Annotated in this window: 15 protein-coding genes and 5 pseudogenes; 10 read left to right on the forward strand and 10 right to left on the reverse strand. The window is 42.4% G+C overall.

The window, feature by feature from the left end; genetic code table 11:
• The first annotated feature begins 18 nt into the window (after positions 1-18).
• On the forward strand, positions 19-396 hold the full coding sequence (locus tag AACL23_RS08965) for a hypothetical protein (RefSeq protein WP_234817483.1): 378 nt from the start codon (positions 19-21) through the stop codon (positions 394-396).
• On the opposite strand, the pseudogene AACL23_RS08970 reads toward AACL23_RS08965, so the two are convergent.
• Positions 391-597 (reverse strand): annotated as a pseudogene (locus AACL23_RS08970) (IS5/IS1182 family transposase); the annotation flags it as partial. The gene AACL23_RS08965 and the pseudogene AACL23_RS08970 sit on opposite strands and share 6 nt — an antisense overlap.
• A gap of 32 nt (positions 598-629) precedes the next feature.
• Between AACL23_RS08970 and AACL23_RS08975 the strand changes: the two are divergent.
• From AACL23_RS08975 to AACL23_RS08985, 3 genes and pseudogenes are all read left to right on the forward strand, one after another.
• Positions 630-906 (forward strand): annotated as a pseudogene (locus tag AACL23_RS08975) (DNA-binding protein).
• A gap of 566 nt (positions 907-1,472) precedes the next feature.
• Positions 1,473-1,715 carry a type II toxin-antitoxin system Phd/YefM family antitoxin gene (locus AACL23_RS08980; RefSeq protein ID WP_015873635.1) on the forward strand — a complete coding sequence of 81 codons (243 nt, stop codon included), beginning with the start codon at positions 1,473-1,475 and terminating at the stop codon, positions 1,713-1,715.
• Positions 1,715-2,101, forward strand: coding sequence for a type II toxin-antitoxin system VapC family toxin (locus AACL23_RS08985; RefSeq protein ID WP_339051270.1), 387 nt, complete (start codon positions 1,715-1,717; stop codon positions 2,099-2,101). The genes AACL23_RS08980 and AACL23_RS08985 overlap by 1 nt, the downstream gene beginning before the upstream one ends.
• Before the next feature lie 229 nt (positions 2,102-2,330).
• On the opposite strand, the gene AACL23_RS08990 is transcribed toward AACL23_RS08985, so the two are convergent.
• The 6 genes and pseudogenes from AACL23_RS08990 to AACL23_RS09015 all read right to left on the reverse strand — a co-directional run bounded on the left by AACL23_RS08990 (position 2,331) and on the right by AACL23_RS09015 (position 5,152).
• Positions 2,331-2,570, reverse strand: coding sequence for a helix-turn-helix transcriptional regulator (locus tag AACL23_RS08990; RefSeq protein ID WP_407078885.1), 240 nt, complete (start codon positions 2,568-2,570; stop codon positions 2,331-2,333).
• Positions 2,527-2,892 (reverse strand): hypothetical protein, encoded by a 366-nt coding sequence (locus tag AACL23_RS08995; RefSeq protein WP_100096365.1) that lies wholly within the window; start codon positions 2,890-2,892, stop codon positions 2,527-2,529. Before AACL23_RS08995 ends, AACL23_RS08990 begins: the two co-directional genes overlap by 44 nt.
• A gap of 96 nt (positions 2,893-2,988) precedes the next feature.
• Complete coding sequence (locus AACL23_RS09000; protein WP_339051273.1) at positions 2,989-3,204, reverse strand: hypothetical protein; 216 nt, start codon at positions 3,202-3,204, stop codon at positions 2,989-2,991.
• Positions 3,205-3,237: 33 nt separating this feature from the next.
• Positions 3,238-3,669, reverse strand: a complete 432-nt coding sequence (locus tag AACL23_RS09005) for a hypothetical protein (RefSeq protein ID WP_339051275.1) — start codon at positions 3,667-3,669, stop codon at positions 3,238-3,240.
• Positions 3,670-4,315: 646 nt separating this feature from the next.
• A pseudogene (locus AACL23_RS09010) lies at positions 4,316-4,730 on the reverse strand (DDE-type integrase/transposase/recombinase); the annotation flags it as partial.
• A gap of 179 nt (positions 4,731-4,909) precedes the next feature.
• On the reverse strand, positions 4,910-5,152 hold the full coding sequence (locus AACL23_RS09015) for a transposase (protein ID WP_015873628.1): 243 nt from the start codon (positions 5,150-5,152) through the stop codon (positions 4,910-4,912).
• 408 nt (positions 5,153-5,560) lie between these two features.
• On the opposite strand from AACL23_RS09015, the gene AACL23_RS09020 reads away from it, so the two are divergent.
• The 5 genes and pseudogenes from AACL23_RS09020 to AACL23_RS09040 all read left to right on the forward strand — a co-directional run bounded on the left by AACL23_RS09020 (position 5,561) and on the right by AACL23_RS09040 (position 17,736).
• Positions 5,561-6,259: a helix-turn-helix transcriptional regulator gene (locus AACL23_RS09020; protein WP_100096370.1), complete on the forward strand. Its 699-nt coding sequence runs from the start codon at positions 5,561-5,563 to the stop codon at positions 6,257-6,259.
• A 259-nt stretch (positions 6,260-6,518) separates the two neighbouring features.
• Positions 6,519-6,625 (forward strand): annotated as a pseudogene (locus AACL23_RS09025) (transposase); the annotation flags it as partial.
• 406 nt (positions 6,626-7,031) lie between these two features.
• Complete coding sequence (locus AACL23_RS09030) at positions 7,032-7,289, forward strand: hypothetical protein (RefSeq protein ID WP_100096371.1); 258 nt, start codon at positions 7,032-7,034, stop codon at positions 7,287-7,289.
• Between the two features lie 238 nt (positions 7,290-7,527).
• Complete coding sequence (locus AACL23_RS09035) at positions 7,528-10,893, forward strand: hypothetical protein (protein WP_339051279.1); 3,366 nt, start codon at positions 7,528-7,530, stop codon at positions 10,891-10,893.
• Between the two features lie 66 nt (positions 10,894-10,959).
• Positions 10,960-17,736 (forward strand): C80 family cysteine peptidase, encoded by a 6,777-nt coding sequence (locus tag AACL23_RS09040; RefSeq protein ID WP_339051280.1) that lies wholly within the window; start codon positions 10,960-10,962, stop codon positions 17,734-17,736.
• Here AACL23_RS09040 and AACL23_RS10315 read toward each other — a convergent pair.
• Positions 17,715-17,801 carry a hypothetical protein gene (locus AACL23_RS10315; protein WP_100097098.1) on the reverse strand — a complete coding sequence of 29 codons (87 nt, stop codon included), beginning with the start codon at positions 17,799-17,801 and terminating at the stop codon, positions 17,715-17,717. The genes AACL23_RS09040 and AACL23_RS10315 overlap by 22 nt on opposite strands.
• 38 nt (positions 17,802-17,839) lie before the next feature.
• Here AACL23_RS10315 and AACL23_RS09045 point away from each other — a divergent pair.
• Positions 17,840-18,021 (forward strand): annotated as a pseudogene (locus AACL23_RS09045) (IS6 family transposase); the annotation flags it as partial.
• 396 nt (positions 18,022-18,417) lie between these two features.
• Here the strand turns inward: AACL23_RS09045 and AACL23_RS09050 are convergent.
• A complete protein-coding gene (locus AACL23_RS09050) occupies positions 18,418-19,131 on the reverse strand; it encodes a helix-turn-helix transcriptional regulator (protein ID WP_100096373.1) in 714 nt (237 codons plus the stop codon).
• 414 nt (positions 19,132-19,545) lie between these two features.
• Positions 19,546-20,835, reverse strand: coding sequence for a cytosine permease (locus tag AACL23_RS09055; RefSeq protein ID WP_100096374.1), 1,290 nt, complete (start codon positions 20,833-20,835; stop codon positions 19,546-19,548).
• Positions 20,836-21,167 lie beyond the last annotated feature (332 nt).

The raw sequence follows: 21,167 nt of genomic DNA on the forward strand, positions 1-21,167 counted from the left end.
TTCTGTTGAATTAAGCGATTGCATACGGCGTTACAAACGCTGTATGACTATCCTATTCAAGGATTAGATGGAATTGAAAACAAAGAGTATTCATTTGATTTCAACCAAGGTTATGCCTTACTTCATAAGCTTAAGGATATCATCCCAGAAATAGCTGAAGTATTAATGACTAATAGTGATAAGGAAAACGCAAAAAATTTATTTAAAGGCCTCTGTTTTGGTTTATCTACACGTTATCTCATGGAAGAACGGATTCATGGACCAGGCGGTGGGAGGGATTATATGCCCATGCTTGAGTATATTGTGGATCAATATTCCAAAATAAATTTGATGATTTTTAACGCTTTCTGGCTAACTTGCGTGCAGTATCCCGGGGTCTACATAGTGTCGTCATGAAGTTTTGAGCCATAGAGCCAGGCATCGTATTTGCACGGCAGCGAGAAAAGAGGAGGTATTCTTTGCATCATAAAGAGTGGCAATCCCGCGCCCGCGCTTGAGGTGTAGAAAGGCATTCTCCATGAGGTGCCGATGTTTGTGCTTTATCATAGTGACGTTGAATTTGACGATTTTTTTAGGCGGGATGACGATTTTCATGCCAGTTCAGAAATGACGATGAGGCAATAGTTGAGATGTTGATAAAGGACATTAAATTTGCCAATGCCTATATTCATCAGCTTTTTTTTGTTTGAACTTGATGAAGAAGGAAGGCAATAAGCTTTTCTGATGGCTTTGTGTCATATTGTCGAAGCCCGTGGAGGTATGACCGTCATTGCAGATAAAGCAGACGTATATAGAAGAAAAACATTCTACAGAACGCTATTCGAAAGAGGAAACCTGATATTAAAAACAATGCGGCAGGTCCTACATGCCGCAGGATTCCATTTTTCAAACATGATTTCCTGTTAATTTCATTTTAAATAACTCTGATGTTCTTGAACACTGTATAGCACATACCGAAAAAAAATCTTTGCGGGTTAAAAAAATTCTCTTGGGAAAGCCAGCAAAAGAAACCGTCATTTTTTAATCATTCACAATTTACCAAGAAGGATCATTGTTCTTCCTGTTTTTCATAGCATCTTATCCCCCCTGTGCTCCAATTCTCCGAAAACCTATCCTAATACCCCTCAGCGAAAATCAATCCCTTGAATTAATGCTTGTTAAGGCTCCTTGGAATACAGGCCAAGAATGAATAACCTATTTTTATCCCCACAACCCCTTACCGAGACACATAAACTCAATGGGTTTAGTTGTGATGAACCTTCATTAGCCGATTGGCTGATGCTCGTATTAAAAAATTACTTTAAAAACAGAGTAAACGAGTTGTTCTTAATTTAATAACGAACCCTAAAAATGTCTAAAAAACATTTTTTTAACTCTATATGGCACTTTGATAATTATGCAAAAGATTGCTTGTTCTATTAGGGGGAGTGATATAGACTTAGTTTATTAAACTTGACTCATATAAGGCAGCCATGCAAACCTATAATATCCATGACGCTAAAACGCAGCTTTCCAGACTGGTCGAGATGGCCTCTAGAGGCGAGTCGTTCGTGATCGCTAAGGCAGGTAAGCCAATGGTGAAGGTGATCGCACTCGACACACCGGAACCGTCTCAAATGAAACGATTTGGTTTTATGGCTGGTCAGATCAAGGTGCCAGACGACTTTAACACGATGGGCGCGGACGAAATTCAAAACCTGTTCGAGAGCCAGTAGTGAAGCTGCTGCTGGATACCCATTTGCTGATTTGGGCGGCAGAGAGCATTGAGCGCTTACCGACAGGTGCTCGTCACCTGATGGCCAATCCGGAAAATGAATTGATTTTCAGCGTAGCAAGTATATGGGAAGTTGCCATCAAGTCCGGGCTGAACCGGCCCGATTTTCAGGTCGATGCGCGCATGCTGCGTCGTGGCCTGATCGACAACGGATACTGCGAACTGCCGATACTCAGCCAGCATGCGATTGCAATCGATGCCTTGCCTATGATTCACAAAGACCCGTTCGACAGACTTCTGATTGCTCAAGCAAGGGTCGAGGGAATTACATTGTTAACCGATGATGCCACCTTGGCAAAGTATCAAGGTTCGGCAAGGCTGGCTTGATGATCAGCTGGGGAGAATCAACCATTGAAGGTTAATGATTAATATATCAGGTTTCAGTTTGTAGCATTCCTGAATAGACTGCCATGGCGTTTTGTTACTCAATGCCGATTGAGGCAATTGTGGGTTCTAAAGACAGACATAAACGTCAATTTACGTTCAAATTCCCTTTTGTATGAAAAAACCACAGAGACCCAATCCAGATTTTACCAAAAAAATGCCACTCCTTGTCTCAGCAAATTTTTCGGAACATGGTTATATAGTTATTAAGTGCATTTGTGTGACAGTATTCTATCAATCCAGCCAGTGAATTGACCTTCATTTTTTCATACATCCTTTGCAATCTATTTTCGACAGTTCTATGGGAGAGAGATAACTTTGTCGCGATGTCTTTGGAGGACAGCTTCTGAAGGGCGTAAAATATGACATCAAGCTCTTTTTCTGTAAAAAGTGTCTGAGGAGCTTTGGCCAATAGCCATGAGGGCTATCGTTTTCGCGTACTTCAGGCGCTCCTTTAAATGTGTGTCATCTTTTTTCTCTGTTTTTTCGTACACTGAAGATATTTTTTCCGAAATTTTGTTTGAAATTTCATTCTTTTCTCTCGCGTCTTCTTTGTACATTGAATGTATCTTTTTATAATCTGAATCAGATATTGCTCCATAAGATTTAAGAGCAGCATCTGATGTTTGTCTGAAATCATTCGACTTGAATTTGTGAATTATTGCTGCGTTCTGTTCTTCTTCAGTCTTTTCGGGGTCTTTAGATATGTCAAGCGCTGAGTCAAGAATCTTCACAAATGTTAACGCTGGGTCTTTTGCTGATAGGTTTTTTGCCCTCTTATTTTTAAAGTGATCTGATAAAGGATTTTTATTAAGCTGTTCTCTCGCTGATTATACAGGCAGTTGATTTAACTGAGAATCTTTTTTTTGTTCAGTTAACTGATTTTTGTCAGGCTCTGTTATCTCTGGCTGTGCAGGCGTCTGACCTAATTGATCATGCTTTTTTTGTTCTTGTTCCAACTCATTTCTTTTAGCTTTGTTGTCCATTGTTATCCTGTTTTTACGAGCGGCATTATCAATCATCGTTATGCTCGCGTCAGCTTTCATTTGCCGGTCTTTATTGTTATCTGATATTTTATTCTACATAGCTCTTTGATTTTGAAACTCATGATATTTTTGGCTTTTCCTGCTATTACTCCATGTAGCTATTGCTTCATTATTCCATCCAATTTCGGTTAGAGCGGCTTTATCCGCTTTTCTTTCGGCCTTTTTGTCTTGCTCAACTTGCGACGGGCCTGATGCGCCTACCGTTTGCCCGAGGTCTTGATAATGTTCAATCAGTTTTTCACCAGACTTGACGTCTTCTTCAATGGCTGACTTTACATCAGAAAGCATGTTCTCTATACGTACTGTGATGCGCTGGTCATTGGAGACACCCCTTCTAAATGAGGCCAGAAGTTCATTCGCTTTTTTAATTTCTTTCTTGTTTTTGATGAAGAACCACCGACTCTTCTCGAAGGATTTCAAAAAATGCTTTGAAAAACTCTCATAGTTGTCGAATCCCAATTTCAATGACTGGAAAGGCGCATTGGCCGCTATGGTAAGAAATGAGAAAGTCTCAAAGTCCTTGTTGCCCATGTTTTGCTGAATCAGCGCTGTCGGAGATGTATCATATTTCTCAGCCTGCTCAATCCAGGCTTCATAACCTTGACTGGGAAGCTCGCCAGATTGAGCAAGTTGCGAAACAGTATAACAAGCCCTGTTAAATGGCGTGTAATAATCTCTGATGCAAAGTTTTTTAAAGTTCTTATTTTAAACATAATTGTTTTTTCGCTCTGGTAATTAAATAGAATCAATCTTTAATCGAATAAAGAGAATAACTTGATGGTATTTTTATATTAAAAAAATATAGGCCATGAAAAGATCAGGGAATAACCTGAATAGATTTTTTTAATGGGTAACATAAGGGACCGGAAAGTTGGGGTTGTCTCATAATTCGGAATTAAAGTACGTTAAGCGTAAGTAGAGGCAGGCACCCAGCGGTAGAGTGTTGGAATGGTCAACTTGAGTTTTTTAGCAACATTCTTGGCAGGAGTCCTACAGGGCTGTCCCATTAAAAATTTTGGTGCAAATAGTAAACAAAGTTGAATTTCCCTAGCCTACTTGGTTGTGTCGCATTAATGGGAAAAGATAAACCGAAAGGGGTGTGGCTTATTTTTTAGGCAGTCAGAAAATAAAATTGTTCTGCAGGGGATAATTTTTCCCCTTGTGGATGGATTAATTGTCCTTTACGTATCATCTCTTATCAGTTCAATCCCTGCGAACCCTGTCTGAGCTCGCCTAAAGGAAGAATCGCAGCATGGGTCGTGTTCGGCGTTTCATATTACGCTTCACTTGCTCAATTAAATTGTTTAGATATTTGCTTTGTCTGATTTTGATGGCTTCCTCTTGACTTTTCCCTTTGTTGATTTCCGTCAAAGTAGCAGTATTAGCCCCACTTTTATCAGTAGTGATGACTTTCGGATTACCCTGGCTTCGAAAAAAGCCTGTCGAAAAAAACGCAGAGCTGCTGCTTTATCCCTGTTAGCCGGCAGAAAGTCGATAGTCTGACCTGAGGAGTCAACAGCACGATGTTGACACAAGCGATCTCCGTTTTTATCGCCCGCCTTTTGAAAAGCCGCTTTCGGTTTGACCGCATATGCTTTTATGACCTACTCGTTAACCAAATTTATGTAACCTACTCTATCTGTCGAGACTTTGGGTCTTCATATTTCATCTGATATGGCACTGTTAACAAAGTAAATTAAAGACTTTAAAAAGCCATAGCGAAGAAATAAAAGAAGGTGATATCGAGTTTATTGAAGCGTAAAGCAAGCCTTTTGTGCTCTTTGATTTTGCCAAAAAAACGTTCAATAGCAGAGCGGGCAATCATCGACTCTTTTCCATTTTCACGAATTAGGTTTCTCACTTCACTCAAGTCATACCCCCTGTCTGCTATCACTTCTTTCACCTTTTCCCAGTTTCCTGCTGCCCATAGCTGAGGAAATGTCCTCATATCTGTCCTTTGGCCTTCGATAAACAAGCACTTCTAAGTAGCGTGCCTGAAAGGCCGACATCAATTTTAGGGCTCACGCCTTTTCATAGACCCCCAACGCAGTATTCACCGGCTCAATCAGCCCGGATACGGGACTCATCATCGTGGGTTGACTCGCGCTGCTGGACAACACGCACAGAAAAAGCACGACGCTTGTATTTTCATGTGCATATTCTTTGATAAATAAAATGAGGAGATGAAGATGTCCTTTCCGGCAGATAATTGAGGGTTTCTGGTTTGCATGTCTGACATGCATGAGGTAATGTGTTTGTCTGTGAATGATTCTTTATAATTGATTGTTAGTGTGTATGTTATACTCAGACTGTAAGCTGAGTAAATCTGATTTTAATTAACTTATGGAATCTGATAATGAATGATATTAAATCAAAAAACATTTCCTCTGTTAATAAAATCCCCCTGATTTCGTTAATGGAAAGGGCGAGTATCCCTTGGGGTATCAAGGACAAAGAATCTAGATTTGTCTATTTAAATCAAGCCGCGGTGGATTTTTGTAACATACCCAAAGGATTTGATTTTGAAGGTCGATTAGATAGTGAGCTTCCCGTGCCTTGGTATGAATTGGCACCTGAGTTACAAGCCCATGATAGAAAAGCCGAGCAAAGTAAAGAAGGCGCTGAAGTAATCGAGACTTCTTATTTTGGTAGAAATGCGGTTTTAGAACCTTGGCTCTGTTCAAAATTCCCTTTTTATAATGATGAGGGCGAAGTTTCTGGTACTATATTTTATGCTAAAAAATTTAGTTTTATTTCCATATCTGATTTCTTCAATCATCTAAAACCCTCTGTCGTGACGCTCACTCCTCCCGTAGATACTTTTACAGAAAAAGAACTGGATATCATATTTTACGCTTTTCAAAGGCTGTCCTCTAAAGAGATTGCGACAAAGTTGTCTCTCTCCCATAGAACTGTCGAGAACAGATTACAAAAAATTTATGAAAAAACAGGAGTCACTTCACCGACTGGATTGCTAGAATATTGTCATACAACTGGACTCAACAACTATATTCCCAAAAAGCGGCTAAGAGAAGGAGTGGAATTTTTTTGGTAAAATCTGGATTGAAATAATGCCCCTTTAGTAATTTTTGGGCAAATCATATATCTTCGGCAATCCCTGAAAGTTTTTGGCTCTCCTCCTGCTCATTGTGGGGAAAAGAGAATGAAATGCCAATTTCAAGTTTAGGGGAAGAAGCCAGGCACAGACCAGACTTAAAAAGAAGAAAAAAACAGGCACATTCCGTAAGTTAGTAAGGTATATTTTTGAAAATCAAAATATGCAACCCATTAAGCAATTTGAATTTGATCTAGCCTTATTGCACAAACGCTCATTGATGTTGAAATCATTTTTGATCAACTCAAAAATCTTTGTCAAATAGAACATTCTCGTCATCGTAAAATCCCTGATTTTATTGTCAATTGACTCTGCGGCAGAGTGGTTTATTGGTTAAAACCTTAGCCCTTGTGAGACCATGAACGCAGGTTATTCTCCATATCCTCTCTGTGCCAGAGTGCGTTAGGAACTCAGTTGTAAACTTGTCTCCTTCCTCAGTCATTAACGGGAGGGCGCGTAAATTCATTCTAGCTACTAGATCTCCTCCCTGGTCAAGAATATGTTTTGTTCCAGCTCGGTAGGTGAATCCTCTGTCAGCCATGATGATGGCACTTTTCTTTACATTAAACCTTCATCTCAAACTAACACATTCACGAACCTGAGCCCGCCAGCCCTCAAGTAAAAACAGTGTTATCTTTTTCCAGTACTTAAACGCTAAATCTTGAGTAGGTCTCATTTTTATCTGATAATCTCCGTTCACTTATGAGCAGGGATGATACATCAGTTTTGGTTAGCGATTATGGGAGAAATCTGCAAGCAGTTGAATGAACAAATTTTATTCATTCTAATTTTATTATTGATAATTCATATTCAATCACAGGCGAAGGACATGTTGAGCACATTGCCTTACCCTCAATTAAATCACTATAAGATGATGTCAAAATCATTGAAATATACGAAATTTTTAATGACCAATTTCATTGGTACTGCCGGAAGTGGAAGTTCCCTCCCTGTTAGACCTTCTGAGTAATCGCAAAATACAGCGTTATCTTAGAGACTAAATCAAAACATAATGGGGTCGTAGAAAGGTAAAAATCGTTAACGCGACCGAACCGTAAAAAAAACGCCCATATTAATCCTCAGTTTTATATAAATTATGAATCATGTAAATAATGTTAAATTTAGATAATAAATCCATTGAAGAAATAAATGAATATTTTAAAAAAATAATAAGTAAACCTAATCCCCCCTTAAAAGACCTAAGTTACTTGGTAACATTTTTTTCGCGTAACTCTAGAAATCAAACTTGTGAAAAAGCCGCTATAAGTATTGCGAATTATGTAAAGCAGGTCGATCTAGAAAAAATCCGACCCCCTGTGGTGGTGCTATGCGCCTTAGCCAATGCTTTTAGCAAATGGCCGCGTAAAAAACCTATGGAAGACGCAGTCCGAAAGATTGCCAAACAGATTCAGAACATTGCCAGGATTCAGGATAAAAACAGGAATTTATCTCAATTCAGGCCGCAAGAATTATCCAACCTGGCCAATGCTTTTGCCAAATGGCCTGACGAAGATATGAAACCCGCAGCTCTCGAGATTGCCAAAGAGATTCAGGATAAAGACAAGAATTTATCTCAATTCACACCGCAAGGATTGGGCAACCTGGCCAATGCTTTTAGCAAATGGGCTGGCGACGAAATGAAACCCGCAATCCTCGAGATTGCCAAACAGATTCAGACTATTGCCAAAATTCAGGATAAAAACAGGAATTTATCTCAATTCAAGCCGCAAGAATTAGCTAATTTAGCCAATGCTTTTGCCAAATGGCCTGACGAAAATATGAAACCCGCCACTCTCGAAATTGCCAAACAGATTCAGAATAAAAACAAGAATTTATCTGAATTCAATGAGCAAGATTTAGCCAACTTAGCCAATGCTTTTAGCAAATGGGCTGGCGACGAAATGAAACCCGCAGTCCTCGAGATTGCCAAACAGATTCAGAATCTTGCCAAGATTGAGGATAAAAATAAGACTTTATCTGAATTCACGCCGCAAGCATTAGCCAACCTGGCCAATGCTTTTGCCAAATGGCCTGACAAATATATGAAGCCCGCCGCGCTTAAGATTGCCGAACAGATTCAGAATAGCAAGAGTTTACCTCAATTGAGGCCGCAAGAATTATCCAACTTAGCCCATGCTTTTGCCAAATGGCCTGACGAAGATATGAAACCCGCAGTGCTCGAGATTGCCAAACAGATTCAGAATAGAGAGAGTTTATCTGAATTCACGCCGCAAGCATTAGCCAACTTGGCCAATGCTTTTGCAAAATGGGTTAGCGACGAAATGAAACCCGCAGTGCTTAAGATTGCCGAACAGATTCAGAATAAAAACAAGAATTTATCTAAATTCAATGAGCAAGAATTAGCCAGCTTAGCCCATGCTTTTGCCAAATGGCCTGATGAAAATATGAAACCCGCCGCCCTCAAGATTGCCAAACAGATTCAGAATAAAAACAAGAATTTATCTGAATTTAATGAGCAAAGCTTAGCCAACCTGGCTCATGCTTTTGCCAGATGGCCTGAGGAAGAATCTATGAAAATCTCAGTCCTCGAGATTGCCACAAAAATTCAAACGAGCGATTTATCCAAATTCACGCCCCAAAATTTAGCCAACTTAGCCAATGCCTTCAATAAATTTTTTCTGGAAACCAGTGCGGATCCGTTCTATGAGGGGTTAAACCGTATACAGCAATTTATCGTGAAATCGCTGCAATCCTGGTTAAATGAAATGGACTTTCTCTCGGCCACGATGTTGCTAAAAGCTTACTCAAACCATTCAGATTTATATGATCAGATTGCGGACCCACTGTTAAAAAGAATTGAAATTCTTATCAATGGGGATGATTCCAAAAAAAGGATAAAAGGCATCAATCTGGAAACTTTGGGTAACCTGTCGATGGGGTTATGGCCTCTTATCAAGCCCAGTTCTTCCCCCCTTAAAGACAGGGCATTAACAGTCCTCGAAAAGTTATTTCCTGACATTCAACGTAAACTGGGTTTTATGAGTAACCCACAACAGCAGTTTAATCAAGAAGAAGCCACTCAGAGTCGCTTCATGGCATTGACCTGTTATCAATTGCTCAAAGTGTATGATCAAGTAAAAGAAAAGACTTTGAAACCACAGCTCAAAGCGTCTATACAAAGCTGGCTTAAAAATGTATTGACTCAGCAGGCAGACAACATATTGATCCAGGATCTTTCAGCCTATAGCTGGAACTTGATAGCTGACCTGGAAAACAGATCCTTCTCAGGAAGCACTGACTCAACCCTGGATACATTTACGCAACGTCACGAACAAACCTTGAATACCAGGGAGCCGGCGCAATGGCAACAGCCGTATTCCCGGCTTTTTGAGGGTTTCGAGCATCCTCCAAGGGTCTCTGATGATAGAGGAAAATTGACTTTGATTAGCACGAATATTAAGGGGACAGAACAGGGACGTCGTGAGCTGCCCTATTCTCTTCTAGGCCGGTTTATCAATCAGCAGCAGGCTCAGGCTGAAATGATCGAAGTCGCCTTACCAGGAAATCTCAGTGGATATTTGTTGGACAAACTGATTTATCTTAAAAAGAAACCTTATCGCATTGATCTGTTCGGCGGTAATCGTATGAAACGCCCCTCCGATAAACTCGAAGATATTTTAAGCGGAAAAACTTCTGATCATTATGGCACGATCATCGGTGTTCCGGTGAGTGAAACCAGTACTGAAGCCACTTTTACCCAATTTATATCAAAGCTCTTCCCCAACAAAGAAAGCTTCTGGTATTTTCAAAGAATGTTAATGGCACAGCCTAAGAACGGTGATCAGGGCAATGCTCTGGAAGGAAGATTTAAGATTCAGGTCTTTGGAAACCGTGAGGCAGATACAGAACATCCCTTTGTATTAAAAAATTCAGACAATGCAGAGATAAAGCTACGTCTTCATGATGGTACGGGGTTTATTAAACAAAGTCTCGCGGAGAAGATGACCGGTCTCAAAGCAATAAAATACGCCCAAAAGACTAGTAACACAGGGGCAGAAGAACAGCACCAGGGCAAAGTTGTTCCGCCGACCGAGCTTAATTACCTGCCGACTCAAGCCCTGCAACATTATACGATGACGTTACCAGAAGAGGTCAAAGCAGAGATAATCACAAAATTAAGGGAAAAAATAAATTTTCTCGATAATCACAGTGGAGATCCCAATGAGACAGCTTTTAAGCTCTTATTGTATCGCTTACTGACCAGTGCGGGGATCAGCGGCCGTAGCCTCATCGCTATCCCTTCTTCCGACGACCAGGTCCATTCGACACGATTAAAAACACGGACGGATGGCACAATCATGGGGCGGGCTCCTTATGACCAGGCTAACCTGGTACCTGTTTCCCAGGAAAAGATCAGCGCAAAAAGCAACACGGCCCAGTTTTTGGATAAGAGCCAAATCATACAATACACACTTGTCGTTGAAAATAAGACACAAAGCACCTCAACAAGGACTTCCGCTCCTCCTATGTCTTTTGCTAAAGGGTTACTCGTGGTGGTTCCTGATGAGTTTTGGCCTGACGCATATAGTCAAAGTGATATCGCGATATCTTAGGCTGATATTAAGACTCACAGCAGCTGGAAAAGTAAAAAAGGAGACGAGTTCAGCCAGGACGGTCCGTTGAACGCCCGAGGCGCCTTAGTGGCATTAGATATCTTTGACGGACGCGATGCTGTGGCCATCCCTATCAAAGACCAGGAGTATATGAGTGGGGATTTTGACGGTGACCGAATATTTGTGATGGATGAAGGCTATCGCAAATTACGGGAAGCTATTCAAGAAAAATATGATCGGCATAAAAAAGATCCCACTCGTGCTGAAAAGCCCGCCAAAACGTACAACTCTGCCTTTGATGAAAACGGTCGCTATTTATTTGGGCGCTCAAAACAGATAGGAGCCACTAAAAAAAAGGTACTGGAACATTTTTCTGGACTACAAAACGCTTTTTTAGCACTGTCTGAAGACAAAAAACAGACTGTTGCAAAGGCCACATGGGATGCACTGAAGCAAAAACATCCCAAAGCCCTCTGTTTATCCCCAAAAAATCTTACCCCAAAAAAAGAGTGGCTATTACATTTTTTCAGTTTTGCTATCAAAGCGGGAACGGATGCTTATAAAACTTTAACAGATATCGATTTTTTTGCTGACTGTCTACCGGTTTTACAACGAACATTTTCCAAAAATAAAGTGTCGATGGCGGTGCCCTATACTAAATGGCTGGCACGTTTAATAGCGAAAAACTCTCTTGATGTCCAATCAATAAAACAAAGCTTAATCGACAATCCCACCCTTGCAGGGGAACTGATGAAGATTTCGCTTGAGGCGCTTAAACCCCGTATTGAGTCATATAAGAATAAAATCGCCGTCGATAGGCAAGTCGATCGCCTCTCCCACCACAGTAATCGCCAGAAGGCCAAGACACATTTATACGCCCCTGAAGTGCCTCTAAGAAGAAGGCTCGTTAAGCAATGGTCTCAACCGAATTTCCAACCCCATAGCCACAAAAATAGTGCGCCCTCTTCTCTTCGCCCAGATAACCCCAAAACCGCCATCCGTATGATTGTGCAACTCGAAGATGATGAGGTTGTTCGCGACTCTGCAAAAAATCTTTTCCTTAAACATTCCTCTCAATCTGTCTTATTTCAGAGGGACCAGGCGGGTACTCTTCGTTTGGTTCAGGGCGATACGAATGTGTTCAAAAGTGCCAGACAATACGGCTCACTGAAATTCTTTTATGTCGGGTATGGACGTTCTGTCCAAGGAGATTCACTGAACTCTCAGAGCTTAGCCGGGTGCTCTGCCTCTGAATTAGCGCAAATTCATCACAATATGTACCTGTACGTGAAGGAAAAAGCCCAGGTACCGTCCTCCTTTGAGCCCATTCCGGTTGAAGAAGTTGCCTTGATTGGCTGCCACTTGGCCAATACCGATGGCAGCGGCTATTTATACGATTTTGCCTCAAAACTCACTGTCATACCCTCAGCCGTTTTGCCTCAAAAAATCGTGGGATACAAGGACAAAATTCACATCACCGATCAGGAAGACCCGCAAGGGGTTGGGCATCGAGAACCTTTCTCAGCTGAGCAGGATAAAAGCTCTACGAGATTGGGTTTAACCCTAAATGACTCAAAGACAGACTATCTTCAGCCGTTGCAAACCAGAGTGACCACCCTATTGGCTCTCACCGACAATTTAGCTCATGGTAAAGTCTCGCTCTCTTCATTAACGCCAGACAACCTCACCCAAATAAACGCCTGTTTTCTGCGAGAAGGACAGACTTCTACACACCTGGTGCAAGAGGCTGTCGATGTCTTATCCAATCCCAAGACTTACCAACAGTGGCGCTCAAGATTAGCCGTATTGCAAGCGGAGCCAATTCCAGAGTCATTTGAAGCGCTGCCTATCCCTGATGTGGAGGCACGTTTTCAGGCACAGCACCCCGAAAAATTGTCTGAGTACCTCACTCAAATCGCAAAAGACTATCCCAAGGTGAAGATCCAGATCCGGACGAATGATTTCTCTGGCCAGACACGTCTCCCTCTTCATGGAGAGGCCGGCTTGAGAGGCGCTCTAGGCCTCAATCTTGCTTTTCTCACTGCCCATGACAAGAGCCCTCAATTGGGAAGAGATTTTATCGATGTCGTCGAGCTTCGTTACTTGATAGAGGAGCACCGAGCCGGCATACTCTCGCCCTCAGATCAACAGAGGTTACAGGAATTTCAGCGATTTTTTGCCATGGACTCCCTGGATCCCCTCAACCCTGCCGAGGTTAACGCCTTTCTCAAACCACTGAGGTCACGGTCTTTTGAGCCCAATCAACAGTATTTATTGCGGTGGGGACACCAGGTGCTCACCTTGACCACCCGGCAAACACAAGAGGGCTCTATCGTCACCCTCTACCATCCTCACTGGGGCCTCTTCACGTTCACTCATACGAGTCACTCCAGGAATATCGAGGCCGCTCAAACTTTCCTTGAAAAGACTTTTCATTCTCTAGACGCCCTGGATATCCGTCAAGTTGATCTGCCTCTCGCGAAAGCACATCTGACTCAATTAAATACCTTACCCGCCCGTTTGGAACGCCTGAAGACCCAGACACCTTATTTCTCTTTGTCTTCTCGACAACAGAGATGGTTCAACAGGAGTCAAAAGGGGATGAACTATTATAGTTATTTTATGATAATCAAAGATCTGCTTCGCTATTATCAAACAGACAGTTTTGACCATCTCTCAAAAGAAGACAAAGAGCAGTGGATTGCTCATCGCAATCAGAGCATCGCCACCTTGGTCAGCAATCTCGGGATTGATGGGTCACAGTATGGACTGAGCCGATTTCAGAAGGCGGTCATCCGTCAAGGGCTTGTCGCACAACAGACCTCAGGCGTCAATACCCTGTCCAGCAATCACCTCAGTCAACTCCGTTGGTCTGGGCGGGCATTTGTGTATCTCAGTTTTCTGTCTGCTGCCTGGGACATTTTTTTTACGTACGACTCGTTCTCAAAATTGAAGACCACCTCCGACCCGGGTGTTCGGCAGGATTTAATCGTCTCTGGGACGCTATCGGCTACCAGCGTGACCGTCACTATTGGCCTGGCTTTTGCAATGGCGCTCGGGGGAACGGCGGCCGCTGTTGCAGGACCGGTTGGCCTCGTTAGTGCCGCGTTCATGGCCGTCACGGCGCACATTTATTCGGCGGTTAAAGAAACCCAAGAGATCAAAAAATACTCTCCGACCATGTCCCCCTGGGAAGAATTTAAGACTGGGGTCAGGACGTTCTTAAATATTAAACAACCTGCACACTTACTGAATCCCATGAGATATATCGAGACAAAAGAGGCAGCCAAAGCGAATTTTCAGGCCCTGCAGAAAACCTCGATGCGGGCGTTCGCCAGAACTCAAAAAGGGGTGGGCACTGTTTATTACAGCGACAGACTGGTCACCCTAAAAGCCGGTCGTTATCTTGCCTTGAAAGGGATAGACCGATTCTTGTTTACCGTTCTTACCAGGGTAGTTTCAATAATTGGGGAGGGGAGCGTGATCGATACCTTCGAAGAAGAGATCACGCCCGAAAAAAAAATCGACGTGCTGCAAAAATATCAGAATAAAAAGTTATCAGATGGTTCACCACGTTATACGAATTTACATTTCGTGGAGACGCCCTATGAATTTTATACCCCAGAGGGGATCACAGATCGCGACGAGAGTAGCTTATCTGAGCTCAAACACGTTGAGTCTCAGAGCTATCAAGAAAAAGTCGGCGAACTTTGGTTAGAGTTTGAAGAAAGGGAACCCCCGATTTCTCTGACTGCATCAATCGAACCGATGAGAACCGATCATCATGTGAAAAAAGGAGATATGAATGGGGACGGTATTGAGGATATCATGATTTTTTCACCTAACGGCCTGTATGTTAGTGAAGGGAATCGACAAGGGTATTTCGAAAAACCCCGGCGAATAGACGACGTGCCGTCTTTATATTATGGGCCTGGTGGCGCAGTTCTTAATCTACCCTGTTTCGTCGGCAACATCGATGGTAATGGTCGCGCCGACATCATCATTGCACAGCCAGTGAACAACGAGACACTCCCGCTCGATATTTATAGTGCACAAGAAAACGGGACTTTTAGCAAAAACACCTTGAGTCTTTCCTTGTCAGCTTATCAAGCCGGTTATGGTAAAAAGCAGCTTTACTACAGACCGATATTGTATACCAGCCCTGGCCTTTTGCTGGATCTCGATGGTGATGGCCATCTGGATCTTCTGGTGCCTGTGAGTGCTTTTTCAGATCATCATGAGGTGCTGGTGTATTTTGGCAATGCCCAAGGCACATTCGACAGCCAGGGGGTTATCCTTGAGCCGTCATCAAAGACCACCCTCCAGTCCCTGGATCGAATGAAAGAGGGACAGTATGCCTATCAACTTAAGGGCGATTTTAATGGCGATGGTCAGGCAGATGCGCTCTTTGTGACCAAAAATGGCCGTTATTCGCTTATTTTTTCAGCAACGAATGCAATAATTCCTCCCTCCTCGTTTTTGACAGCGAAAACCAGAGCGGGTGAAAGAAAGTTCACTGTCTTTTTTGGGGAACCCCTTGCAGGGCTTGCAAAAGTGTATGGCTCGACATCCTCTCAATTGCAGGCAACTGATATGAACGATGATGGTCTGGATGATCTGATCTTCATTCAAGATGACGGCCATTTTGTTGTGTTTGAGACTCAACCTGATGGCTGCCTGGTGCAGCGTGAGACCTCACCTGAGATGAGAAAAAATGGCCAGTCTTTTTATCGCAATCGTTTAACGATCAAAAAAGAACAATCTATTTTAGGGGTTTTTTCTGGCTCGAAAAATGCTGTTTTAGACAAAAAACTCTTATCCGTTAATCAAAAAGGGGAAGTGTTTGCGCATCCTTTTTACACCGACGTCCCGCCAAATGAGTCAGTTTATATCACTTCAGGGGGAGGCAACGATACGATCACCGGCGTACCCGGTAAAAAAAATATCTTTGAAGTCGGCATCGGGAGGGTTCATTTGACAGGGGGTGTTTTATCAGATCGATTTTTATTAGTGACCTCATCGGTGCCTGACCAACCAGGGATGCTCGACGGAGGAGACAATCCCGAAGGACCCGACGAGTATACAGACACTCTGGAAACCCTGATCACACCTGAGGGAAAAAAAGGCTGGCTCATCAACCTGGGTGAGGAAGGCTATATTGCCCACATTGATACGCCTGATCAAAAGATAGCCCATCTTAATAGAATCGAGAATGCGTCTGGACACGCTCAAACCCATGATCAACTGATCGGAAACGCCAAAAATAATATATTAGACGGAAAGGGGGGCATTGATCATCTCATCGGTGATGATGGAAATGATGTTTTAATGTTACAGGCGGGTATCGCTGACGGAGGAAAAGGAACCGATCTTTACTTTATCTATCAGAGTGGCACCCACGCGCAAATTATCATCAAAGAGACGCTGATGGAATCGAGCATAATCTCCTTAAATTATAGGGCCGACCAGATACAGAGCGTCAAGATTGACGGCCAGCATATTGCGGTTAATCTGCTCAATGATAATGGGGTTGCCGTCACAACGCTTAAGTTAGAAAATGCTTACAACAAAGAGGGCTTGTTACAACATAATTATCTGATCAACAGCCGAGATGGGATAGTGATGTTCGGTTTCCCAGAATACGCCCCTGCGCCGATCAACCTGTCAACTCCAGTCTCCATCACGTTAGGGGCCCTCTATAACCCAGACCTGGACCGAAGTTTTCAAACGCGCACTCAGGGAAGAGTATCGCGCAACATCCGGGTCATTCAAGATGCCTCAAACAACAGGGTGACCGTAGGGGATCAAATTTCTCAATTACCTTCTTTTTTGAGTTTACATCCGCGCGATACCCGATTCCATGACGATCTGATTGGCGGCCGAAACTTATCTATACTCAGCAGTATGATGGGCAGTGATCACCTTAAGGGCCAGAAGGGCACTCATCTGTATCTTATCCAGCCTCATCCGGGCGACCAGGGCCAAGAAGTCGTGATCGAACATCTCTTTCAAGGGGAATATACGGTGGGATTACCCTTTGACTTTGGTTCCGCGGTCTTTGAAAAAGACGGGGACGATTTGATGATCTTTTCTGGGACAGAGCGTCATAAGAAAAAAACGATTAGACTCAAATCAGGGATGACTCCTGATCAAAACCAGACTCTCTTCATCCTCTCTGGCACAGACAGAAAAGAGGTTGAAATCCACCATAATGAGGTCAGGATCAAAGAAAACACCAAGACATCTGGTGAAAAGAATTTTCTCCAGATCTCACATCCCTCACAGGTGAGAGGGAAAGAAATAGAAACTGAAAATGGAAACTATATGATCCTGCATCAAATAGAAAAGAATATTCCATTGTTTGCTGGGCGGGAGGAAAACACGATCGCCACAAATCAAGGGGAGAAAGACATCTCGGGAGGACCAGGAAACGACCTGCTTTATGGTGACACTGGCAACGATCACTATTTGTTTGGTCGAGGAGATGAGGCAGATCAGATAATTCAGATAATCGACAGCGGGGGGAATGATACGTTGACATTATCTGGAGATATCACTCCTGAGCAGGTTTGGATAAAAAAGGAGGGAAAAAATCTGAAGATCAGTGTAGGTGACTCTGACTCAAAAGATAACGTGACTGTGGTAGTGCATTTTAACGAAGACAGGAAGGCAGCGCTAGAGACAATTGAATTGAAAGAAAAAAAATACAGCCTGGGATCGATGTTAGACGCCATGGCTTCATTAGAAGACAAAACCCCTAAAACATTGGTACAGATGTGTTCAAACTTTAGCGTTAGTTGTCTGTATGAGCAGATTATCGGTCATGCCTCACAAGTGTTATAATGGTGTTTCTCGATATAAGTTCGAATCCCCTTTTCATGGATTTCAAACGAGCTTGAATAACAAATCGTTTTTCTGGTGCTGTCGCATTAACTGCTGCTCACCCATGTCTCTGACGAGAAAAGCCTTCAAACGTTTTTATCCCCATCGGTGTGATAGATAGCACAGTGTGTCCTTGAACTCTGGCGTATACCCTGAGTTTTCGAAACCTGGAAGAAATGATGTCAGAACGGGGGTATTTTGGTTGACCATTGGACTCTGCATCGTTGGGTGCTGCGCATGGTCCCAAAATTCATAGGCGGTATTTTCTAAAAAAAAATCTATTAAAGGCATTGGCTAAAGTTGCTAAATCTTTCTGATTGAATTTAGACAAATCATTTTCTTAGAGTGTGCTTTTTCACATTTAATCGGGTTCTCGCCTTTAAGCAAGATAAATTCTGTCTTGAATCTCAGCGTCACCAGCTCCATAACCAAAGCACCTGGTGCTTTACTCTCTAATTCACTCTGAAATACGCCAGAATCCAACGGACACATGGGCTATCTATCACACCGATGGGGATAAAAACGTTTGAAGGCTTTTCTCGTCAGAGACATGGGGGAGCACCATAAGATAAAAATCATTCAGTGCTATCATATTGCCCTGCAAGTCGTTAATGCGACAGAGCCTTTAATATTTATTCCGCACTACCAAAAAAATTCTATCCCTTGTCTCAACAAATTTTTGGGAACATGGTGATTGAGTCCAGTTGTGTGACAATATTCTATCAACCCAGCCAGTGAGGTGACGCCCATTTTTTCATAAATTCTTTGTAATCTATTCTCGATAGCTCTATGAGATAAGCACAACTTTGTCGCGATCTCCTTAGAGGACAGCTTCTGAAAGGCGTAAAATATGATGTCAAGCTCTTTTTCTGTAAAAATGTCTACCGGGGGATTTAATGTCAGCACGGAGGGTTTCAAATGATTGAAAAAATCACTGATAGAGACAAAGCTAAATTTTTTAGTACAAAAAACAGTCCCTAAACTCTCTCCATTCTGATTATAAATGGGAAATTTTGGGATATAATAGGGTTCCAGCACTGCCTGACGAGTATAATATGAAGTGGTGATTGTTTCTGCTGTCTGATGGCTACTTTCCGCTTTTCTATCCTGGGCATAAATTTCTGGGGCAAATTCCGACCATGGGCATGGAAATTCCTCATCTAGACGCCCTTCAAAATCGAATCCTGCTGGAATATTGGCCATATCCAGTGCGGCCTCATTCAAATAAACATATCTTGACTGATTATCTTTTATCCCCCAAGGCATTTTTGAATGCTCCATCATCGCAATCATGGGGACTTTACCTAGAGAATCCACTGTTGATTTTTTTGATTCACTGTTTTGATGTTCGTTCATTCTCTTTTCTCCAGCTAAGAATTCAGTGAGTTAATTAAAACTGTCTATCTCAAGTAGAGCGGCAGTTGAAAAAAAACTGACTTTTTTTCTTAATTAAATTAGTGTATCGCGGTCATCGTCTGACAGACCCGTTTACAAAAGGGATTGACTAAAGTTTTCATCTAAACTTTTTTATTCATAATTTTCATCAATATTAATCCGATTAAACGTCTTATTTTATTATAGCAAAACGACAGCGATATATTAAATGACAAATATTTTGTTGACTGTCTGTCATGGAATTGTATTTCATGGCCCTATTTACAGTTTATTTTTAAATTTTTTTAAGGTTTTTAATGGCGATTGGCATATAAATAATTTTCAAAAAATAACTGGCATGCCAGAGCACAACCAGGGAATGTGATATGGCTTGACTTACTTCTTGCAGATTTTGTGAGTCAGCCAGTAGCAAAGGCTAGCAACCAACAATGAGTTGAGGGATGGAATCCCCCTTTCAACCGTTATGCCTACCAAAGCCCCCACAACGCAAGCAGCGATGGCATGCCACCCTATTAATGGCACTGATGCCCTACTTGGCAATGCCTGCGTTTGACGAGCCGCCTCAAGCACCGAACGACTGGTTCTCAGAATATAGTAATCCACTAACATCACCCCCGCAATAGGGGGAAAGACCACACCTAACATAATCAGAAAATCAGTAAACTTATCTAAAATTCCCATGATGGAGAGCATGGTACCTATGACACCTGATATCATCGTCAGCCAAATGCGAGAGCATTTTTTCCCGATAGCCCCTTCCAGGATATTGGCTAAAGCCAAAGACGCGGAATATAAGATGACATCGTTCACTTTAATCGCGGCGAGAATGACACAGAGCAAGCCAATCCACCCTGATGTTTGTATCATAATAGTCACGACGTCAGCCGTGCCAAGTGCATGGGCAGTCACCGCAGCAAGACCACAGACAATGATTTCTCCTACGATGATGGTAGTAAGGGTCATATAAAAAACATGCTGTTGATTTTGACAATACCTACTGATATCAGGGGTAATAATGGCCGCAGAAATGAATCCGCCTGTCACCGCTGTGACCGCAGCACTTAATGTCATAGGGGCGCCAGCAGATAAAGAGGAGGTCATGATGTCTATCATATGATATTTCTGTAACAAGGTGACAAAAATCCACACAATCACCAAGAAAAAGAGCGGAACGGCACATTTTGCGGTCCAACTTAACGCACGAAATCCAAACGCCACCAATACAGTGAGTACAGCCCCCGAGAGCGTCGCACAACCAACAAAACCAAGCCTCCCCCCTAGGGCATACTCCAGGCTTTTAGCGAAAACGGCATTTTGTACACCAAACCAACCTAATGAACTGATCACGATAGCCATTCCAAACAGCACGGAACCCATACGACCAAACCCACACCAACGTGCTAACAGACTGGTGGATAACCCTTCACGAACACCGGCTATTCCTAAACCTAAGCTAATAAACTGCAAGATGACGCTACCTAGAAATGTGGCCAGCATTGCTTGAGCAAATGTCATGGAATAACCTAACGTTGCCCCCAGCATGAATTGAGATAACGCGGTGATCATCCCTACCCGAACCAGGGTAACACTGAGAAGACTGTGACGCGCCTCTAATGGCACAGGAGCCGTCAGGTAATCCGTCTCAAAAAACGTTTTTTGCTTCATGATTATTATCCCTATTAAAAAAATCGGTTCTGTCGCATCAAGAATTTTTACATTTTTATAACCTCATTATATTGTTTAGTCTATTGGTCAGGCTAAATTTTTCTTAATGTTTTATTCTAAAGATTCAGGTTGCACTGATCACGATCAAAGAGGCAGTGCGGGAGAATATATTCCTGTTTAATGTTATTTAATTTTATTTATTGACACATTTGTATCATATTTTCTCTATCTGACAGGTCAACCGATTGATAAATCGAAATTTGACTGTTCCTTAGTTGACTCACTGATTTCAGCGTTCAATTTTTTGTGTCACTGGATCAACCTATTAAAAA

The organism is Candidatus Williamhamiltonella endosymbiont of Tuberolachnus salignus, assembly GCF_964019775.1.
GTDB lineage: Bacteria > Pseudomonadota > Gammaproteobacteria > Enterobacterales > Enterobacteriaceae > Hamiltonella > Hamiltonella defendens.